This is a genomic window from Streptomyces zhihengii (genome assembly GCF_016919245.1).
GTDB lineage: Bacteria > Actinomycetota > Actinomycetes > Streptomycetales > Streptomycetaceae > Streptomyces > Streptomyces zhihengii.
Genome location: NZ_JAFEJA010000004.1, coordinates 58,771 through 64,770 on the forward strand (window position 1 = coordinate 58,771; position 6,000 = coordinate 64,770).

General features: G+C 68.9%; 4 protein-coding genes and 2 pseudogenes. 2 read left to right on the forward strand and 4 right to left on the reverse strand.

Annotation, left to right across the window (positions count from 1 at the left end; translation table 11 throughout):
- Positions 1-99: 99 nt before the first annotated feature.
- Both JE024_RS40700 and JE024_RS40705 read right to left on the reverse strand, forming a co-directional pair.
- A complete protein-coding gene (locus tag JE024_RS40700; RefSeq protein ID WP_205379016.1) occupies positions 100-684 on the reverse strand; it encodes a TetR/AcrR family transcriptional regulator in 585 nt (194 codons plus the stop codon).
- Positions 685-1,125: 441 nt separating this feature from the next.
- Positions 1,126-1,320, reverse strand: coding sequence for a hypothetical protein (locus tag JE024_RS40705; RefSeq protein ID WP_205379017.1), 195 nt, complete (start codon positions 1,318-1,320; stop codon positions 1,126-1,128).
- 136 nt (positions 1,321-1,456) lie between these two features.
- Between JE024_RS40705 and JE024_RS40710 the strand changes: the two genes are divergently transcribed.
- The gene (locus tag JE024_RS40710; protein ID WP_205379018.1) at positions 1,457-3,328 is read left to right on the forward strand and encodes a tetratricopeptide repeat-containing protein; all 1,872 of its coding nucleotides are present in this window, start codon (positions 1,457-1,459) and stop codon (positions 3,326-3,328) included.
- An 822-nt stretch (positions 3,329-4,150) separates the two neighbouring features.
- On the opposite strand, the pseudogene JE024_RS42530 reads toward JE024_RS40710, so the two are convergent.
- Together JE024_RS42530 and tnpA are read right to left on the reverse strand one after the other, a co-directional pair.
- Positions 4,151-4,714 (reverse strand): annotated as a pseudogene (locus JE024_RS42530) (SMI1/KNR4 family protein); the annotation flags it as partial.
- A gap of 130 nt (positions 4,715-4,844) precedes the next feature.
- Positions 4,845-5,117 (reverse strand): annotated as a pseudogene (gene tnpA, locus JE024_RS40720) (IS200/IS605 family transposase); the annotation flags it as partial.
- Positions 5,118-5,140: 23 nt separating this feature from the next.
- Here tnpA and JE024_RS40725 point away from each other — a divergent pair.
- Positions 5,141-6,000, forward strand: an 860-nt coding sequence (locus JE024_RS40725; RefSeq protein WP_205379019.1) for a transposase, incomplete at its 3' end; no start/stop codon positions are given.

Here is a 6,000-nt window from a genome sequence, read left to right on the forward strand (position 1 = left end):
GGGCGGCGATCCTGACGGCCGCACCTCCCCCAGTATTGGACCGATCGGTTCATTATTCGGGCATGCGGAGAACAGCCCGGCGCACGCGGGGAACGCCTGTCAGTCCAGCAGGGCCAGGGCCTGCTCCGCCGCGTCCCGCACCCGGGCGGGATCGTCGGACGCCTTGCCGACGATCCGCACCCCCTGCAGGAGCACGAGCAGCATGCGGGCCAGCGCGCGCGGGTCACGGCCTTCGGCCAACTCGCCCTGGGCCTGAGCCCGCACGAGCGCGGAGTGCAGCAGGGTCTCGATGTGCTCCCAGCTGCTCTCGACCCGGCGGGCAGCCGCGGGGTCGTGCGGCGCCAGTTCTGCCGCGGTGTTGGTGACGAAACAGCCGCTCAGCCGACCTTCGGGCGAGACGGCCTCCGCGGCGAAGCGGCGCACGACCGCCCGTACCGCAGGCAGTGCGGGACCCGGCTGGGACAACTCGGCCAGGAGAACCGGGTCACGCGTCCCGGTGTACCGGTCCATGGCTTTCAGATACAGCTGATGCTTGTTGCCGAAGGTCGCGTAGATGCTGGCGCGACCGATGCCGAGGTGCGCGACCAGATCCGTCATCGACGTCGCTTCGTAGCCGCGCCGCCAGAACAGCTCAAGGGCCGACTGCAGCACGGCGTCCGGATCGAATTCCTTGGTCCTGGCCACGCGGAAGACCATAGGCGAATCGAGAACGATCGGTCAAATAAGGTGTGCCGCGGCAGGCTTGGGCGCTTCGCGCGACCCGCTCCCCCGCACTTCCCGGGCGGGAGCGGCCGGTCTGTGCCACCGCTGTCGGGCATGACCCGGTGGGGCGTGGGACCAGATGTCCCAGAGCTGGCGTGCGGAGGCGGTCCGGCTCACGAACCCCTCGAAGTTCCTGCCTTACTGAAGTACAGCCAGAGCAGCCTGAGCAGCGACGCTGGTGTCCCGCGTGAGTACGGATTCCAAGTGGTCGCGGTACCTGCCGCCGGTCTGCCGTGTCTTCCACGATGGCCGGTCAGGGGCCCGCCCCGGTCAGGCCGGCCGGCTCAGCGACGGCAAGCGGCCCAAGGAGGAGGGGCTGGGGCGCTTGGACCGGGTCGTCGAGGAGGTGGTGGAGCCGGGCGGTCAGCGGGCGCCCGGCAGGCCCGAGCGCCCCCGCCACGTCGTGAACAGCCCCACACCGACACCCGTAACGGCGGCGAACGCCTCCGGGCCGGTGGCGGCGTACACGAACGCAGCGAGGCCGATCAGGCACAGCAGGGCGATCAGTTCGAGAAGGCTGCTTGCGGGGGTCTTCTTGTCGCTCTGGAACTTCGTCATGCTCTCATTGCAGTCGCCGGCCCCCTCAGGGTGTGTTCGGCGCGAACGAACCCGCAGATCACCGGATGTACGGAGCCCTGCGGTGGAGTTCGGACAAGTTCGGCGCCATTCGGCCTGCGGCCCGTAGCCTGGGAGGGTGACGACGGGGGACGACGAACTCGCCGGTGGGCTGGCCGCGCTGGCCCGTGATCTGGCCATCCTGCGCATCGAGAACGGCAATCCGTCCCTGCGCACGATAGAACGCGAGGCGCCTGCGAACCGCCCCCTCTCCCCCTCTGCGGTGAGCGAGGTGCTCAACGGCAAGAGGCTGCCTCGTATCGACTTCCTCATGGCCTTGGTGCACACCTTGATCACTCACGGGAGCGGGGGACGCCCGCCGCAGCGGCGGGACCCCCGGCTGGACGCCTGGCGGGTCCGCTGGCGCGAACTGCAGTTGCTGCAGGCCACGCACCGCCTGTCGCTGCCTCCTGCTGCCCCGACCGGGCCGGCGGGCGCCCTTGCGGAGCCTGCGGCCGAAGACGGTACGGCGGACACCTCGCCACCGGCGGACGACGCCTCCGCGGAGAAGACGCCCCGGCCCGCCGTGCCCGTGAGCGGCACGGATCATCCCGTCGCGCTGCGGCACGACGAAGTGCGGGTGTTCGTAGCGATGCCGGGCTCCACCATGGGCGACACCGCCGGCTGGTCGAGCATTCCGGAGATCCGACGGCGCCTCCTCGAGCCCGTCGCCACACGCATCGGCGAGATCCTGGGCCGGCCGGCGACGCTCGTCGTGGAGAAGGAGAAGACGGCCACGGGGGCGGTCCATCGTTCCATGTTCGCCGAGGCCTTGGACGCCGACGTGTACATCGCCGATCTGACCGGTGGCAATGCCAACGTCTACCTCGAGCTGGGGGTCCGCTGGGCACTGCGCGACGGCGTCACCGTGCCGATCAGCCAGGACGTCGGCGACGTGCGCTTCAACGCCTCGTCCAGCCGGGTGATCCCGTACGGGCCCATGCCCGACCAACTCGCCGACGCCATCCGCCGGATCGCGGATGCGGCCGCGAGCGGTCTTCGCGACCCGAGGCGCGTGGACAGCCCGGTCCGCGACGGTGCCGATCTCGTCGTCGTCGAGCGGGCCGAACTCGAAGGGCTGCGTCACGAGATCCGAGGGCTGCGCGAGGCGCAGGCCGAGGATCTCGTCGAGGCGGCCCTGCGGAGCTCGTCGAAGGCACGGCGGATCGAACTCCTCCGGCTGGCCGTCGCACGCAATCCCGCGAGTTGGCGTGGCTACTTCGAGCTCGGCGTCGCGCTGCGCACCGACGGCTGGTACGACGAGGCCGAGGATCGGCTGCGGACGGCCGTGACCCTCAAGGAGGACTTCGCACCCGCCTGGCGCGAGATCGGCCTCACGCTGAGCAAGGGCGGAGCCCCCGGTGACGACGGCCCCCGGTACGAGGCCGCGACGCAGGCCTTCGACCGCGCTCTCGCCCTCGATGGCGACGACCCGGAGACCTGGGCCAACCTGGGAGGCCTCCACCGCAGGCGGGCCCGCACGTCGGACGTTTTCGACGAGACGGCGCTCGAGAAGGCGTTGGTCTGCTACCGCAAAGCGAGCAGGCTCAGCGGGAACAGCACCTACCCGTTGATGAACACCGCCCGGGTGCAACTCCTGCTGTCCGCCGTGCGCCACGAAGACCTCACGCCCGTCGTCGAGCGCCTTCGCCAGCTGCACCATCTCGCCCTGTTCGCCGTGCACGATTCCGAGGGGCGGGACCCGTGGGCCCTGTTCGACCTCGCCGACACACTGCTGCTCACCGGGCGCGGGGACGAGGGGCTCACCGAGCTCGACAAGGCGATCGCGCGGCTCGGCCCCACGGAGCGGGACGTCGCGATCGCGTCCGTGGCCGAGCCGTTCCGCGACCTCCTGCGGGTGGCGGACCGGCTGCCGGCCGGGACCGCGGACGCCGTGCGCAGCGCGCTGGCGGTGTGCGCGGCTGCGGCGACGCCCTCAGCCGGACCGTAGCCCGCCCAGGCCGTCGGTGCGGCACGTCTGCTCGCGATAACCCTGGGCAGACCCGCGATGCGGGCGCCAACCCGTTCCTCGTCGAGAACAGCACCGGTTCGTGGCTGCCAGACGTGTGGAGCGTCCTGCGGCAGCGGGGGAACCGGCAACGGTGGAGCAGGCGGCAGTCCCTCCGGGTGGCATCGGGTGGCACACACCCGGCGTCGACGGGGACGGCGCGATCAGCGCCGGCCTGGTGCTACCCGCTGGCGGAACAGGAGATCAGTTCTGGGGTGGCCAGGTACCGGCGAGCAGACGTTCGGCCTCCGTGACGATCTCTTGCTCCTGTTTTTTCCGCTCGGCCGTGCCGCATTCGTTGTACGCATCGACCTTGTCGACAAGAGGTCGAAGAGCCTGGGGCCGGGCCAATACGCTCCAGCCCTCGTAGGTGATCACGTCACCGCCGGCTCCGGGGGCCATGCTCCCGTTCACGATCAGCCGGAGCCACCACCGCACGAGCTCCCAGCGTGCCGCCTCCCAGGGGACAGCGGTGTCATCGTTGGGAAGCGCCTCGGGCAGAGCAAGTTCGGCCAGTACCTGGGCGAAGAGCGCATCGGCGCTCTCGTGCTCTGTGCGTGACAGGCCGGCGAGCAGCGGAAGTGAGTCCGTTTCGACACCGAGGACCAAGGCGGTAAGCCCTGCTTCGATCAGTTGATGCGGGTGGTGGCGTCGGCCGATGGTGCGCTCAAGGGCCAGCATCCGCAGGTACTCGATCGCCTCCTGCGCGTTGAGGGCGTAAGGGGTGTGCGGTGTGGGCGCATTAACGTCGATGCCGGGGCCGCCGTTGACGAAGTAGGACCAGAAACCGACCGTCGCGTGGGCCGGGAGGCTGCTCGCCCGGCCGGTGAACTCGTAATGTATGTAGTCGGAGAGGTCGTTGCCGTAGAAGATGATGTCGGTCTGGTGGACGGACATCACCGGGTGCCCCGATTGGCCTGCTGTGCCGGGCAGGTAGCGGTGGCTGTAGATGGGGACCAGTTGCGGTACGGTCGCCAGCTCGGACCGTGCGACGTGCACCGCCTCGGATGTCCCTGAAGGCCTCGGGTTCCAGGCGGGATGCCAGAAGCCGTTGTGCTCGACGTCGAAGAGCACACCCTCGACCGGTCGGGAGAGCCACTCGGCCAGATCCTCGGGGTCGCCGTTGCGCCAGTCCGGCCAGCTTCGTGACCCGAGTGGGAGTCCGGCGGTGAGGAAGGCCCTGTGGTCCGCCGAGAAGGTGAAGCCGTACCGTGCCTCGACCGCGTGGAATTCCTGGTCGCTGAGGCCCGGCCCGATCTCGGCTTGGAGCATGCGCTGAAGGTTCCTGGCGGCTTCCGGGGTCAGTGGTGGGGGCGACTGCGCGGTCATGGCGGGAGCATAGTGACCGGCAACAGGACTCTGAGGAGCCTGGGGGCCCGTGCCACTCCCATGATCGTCTCGCAGGCGATGGCGTGCGCCCATGACGGGGCGGGGAGCGACATATCGGATGGTGGATGAGGAGAGAATTGAGGCTGCCGACGAGCTTCGATACCGAGGCCTTCGGCGGGTAGTGGACAAGTGGGTGCACGTGGTCGCGCTCGCCGTTGAACTCGACCAGCTCGGTCTCGAAGTCCTCGCAGACCTTCCGCATGATGTCCTCGCAGCGCGTCAGCATCTCGTCGGTGAAGATGTGACGCCGGTACTTGGGCGTGAAGACCGGGTGCGTATGCAGGGTGTGGGCGACCGTACGACCCCTGCGCATGCTGGGGTTTGTTTCCCATCGTGGTGACATGGGTCAACGCTACGATTGTGGGTGTGAAGATCGTGACGCAGGTCAAGCTCACGCCGTCGCCCGAGGTGGCCGCCGTGCTTGAGTCGACCCTGCACACGGTTAACGAGCACGCCAACCGCGTCTCCGCCCTCGCGTTCGAGCGGCGCGTATTTCGTAACTACGATCTGCGGAAGATCGCGTACGCGGACGTCCGTGAGGCCGGTATCGGCTCGCAGGCCGCGCAGCACCTGATCAAGAAGGTTGCGGACGGCTACGCCACGTTGAGGGCCAACCTCAGGGCCGGGAATTACGGAAAGCCGGGCTCCAAGCGCCGGGTCACAGTCGAGTCCAAGCCGATCACCTTCCGCCCGGAGGCGGCCCAGCCGTACGATCAGCGGAACATGTCCTTCGACCTGGACGCACAGACCGTGTCCCTGTGGACCGTGTCCGGCCGGATCAAGAACATTCCCTTCGCCTGCTCTGCCGAAGCTCTCAAGAACCTCGCGGGCAAGCGCGGTGAGGCTGACCTGCTGCGGCGTGAAGGCGTCTGGTTCCTGGTCGTCACCCTGGACGTGCCCGAGGCCGCACAGTACGAGCCCGACGGGTTCATCGGCGTCGACCTCGGCATCGAGAACATCGCCACCACGTCCACCGGCTATCTCGCCGCCGGCCGGAAACTGAACCGGTACCGCAAGCGGCAGCTCGACCTGCGCAGGAAGCTGCAGGCCAAAGGGACCAAGTCTGCCAAGCGCCTGCTCAAGAAGCGTTCCCGCAAGGAATCCCGCCGCACGCGGGACATCAACCACTGCATCTCCAAGACGATCGTGACCGAGGCCAAGCGCACCGGACGCGGCATAGCCCTCGAAGACCTCACGGGCATCCGCGCACGGGTACGGCATCGCAA

What these genes read in the sequence shown, in the direction of transcription:
- JE024_RS40705 (WP_205379017.1), bottom strand. Translation starts at nt 1,320, where the DNA reads ATGACGAAGTTCCAGAGCGACAAGAAGACCCCCGCAAGCAGCCTTCTC.